Here is a 1247-nt window from a genome sequence, read left to right as displayed (position 1 = left end):
CCAGGGGAATCGGGCTTGAAGTTTGACAGTTGATCGGAATTAGATTCTGGAGGTTTTATCATTTGATGGAGCCTCGAGATGCCGACATTATCCAGTTATTTCAACGATGAAGACGATCCTCGCGGGGGCAATGCGCCGCGGCACAAGTTCTGCGACATGATGACGATCAGCCTGTTGTGCGCGCTGTGTGGCGGGGAGACTGCTGTCGATATGGAGCATTTTGGGCAGATGAAGGAGGATTTCCTTCGCGAATTTCTCGAATTGCCTCACGGTATTCCGTGCCATGATGCCTACTCGCGGCTCTTCCGCTTGATGAAGCCGAGCAGTCTTCAGGCGTTTTTCGGCAAGTTCCGAAGCGACTTTGCCGAGGCCCATGCAGAGCAGCCGGCCATCGCCATCGACGGGAAGGAGATGCGGCGCAGCTTTGACAAAGCTGCCGCCCAGTCGAACCTGAACGTCGTCACCGCCTTTTTTCATGGCGCACGTCTTAGCCTTGGGATGACGCATAGTGCCAAGGGCGGCGGCGAGATTGCGGCTCTGCGCGAGCTGATTGAGATGCTTGATGTTCGCGGTATCACCATCACCGCCGATGCTCTACACTGCCAGCGGGAAACCTGTGACCTGATCGTGCGGGAAGGTGGTGACTATTGCATGCAGCTCAAGGGCAATCAGGGCGACATGCAGGCCGACGTGCGCGCTTTTGTGGCCGATCAAGATATTGAGTATATTGATGAACATGCCACCGTAGACGGTGACCATGGCCGGATTGAGGAGCGATCATATCGCGTCTACGACGTGACGGACCATCTCGTTGAAACCCATCAATGGCCACATCTTGGCGCTTTCGTTCATGTCGTGTCCAGGCGCACAGTGGGCCAAACGACCAGCCAGTCCGAGCGGGTGTATCTCCTGTCAAAATGCTACACCGCGCAGGCAGCCGCCAAGCTGATCCGGGGCCACTGGGAAATCGAAAACAGTTTGCATTGGTCACTCGATGTCGTGATGAATGACGACCAGCACCGAGCCCGAAAAGACAACGCGCCCGCCAACTTTGCCGCGTTGCGAAGGATCGCTTTGGGCATAATAAAAGCAAACACCGCAAAAGGCTCAAACCGCGTCAAGTTCAAGAAGGCAGGCTGGAGCAACGACTTCCTCCGCACACTCATCGAAGGGTTTTGAAGCGCGATTGCCCTGTATCAAAGCCGAGCGGGGTTGCTTCGATCCGGGCAATGGTCCGGCGTTTCCGG

Annotated in this window: 1 protein-coding gene; it reads left to right on the top strand. The window is 56.1% G+C overall.

The genetic code is table 11. The features are described from left to right. Nucleotides 1-78 precede the first annotated feature (78 nt). The gene (locus E1297_RS01695; protein ID WP_155133095.1) at nt 79-1179 is read left to right on the top strand and encodes an ISAs1 family transposase; all 1101 of its coding nucleotides are present in this window, start codon (nt 79-81) and stop codon (nt 1177-1179) included. Nucleotides 1180-1247: the final 68 nt, after the last annotated feature.

This window comes from Roseibium sp. RKSG952, from assembly GCF_009711355.1.
The sequence above is the reverse complement of the archived record's forward strand: the minus strand, read 5'-3'. Positions and strand labels throughout refer to the sequence as shown.

Bases quoted from the DNA above. Each gene is read 5' to 3' on its own strand.
- E1297_RS01695 (WP_155133095.1), top strand. From the start codon at position 79: ATGCCGACATTATCCAGTTATTTCAACGATGAAGACGATCCTCGCGGG.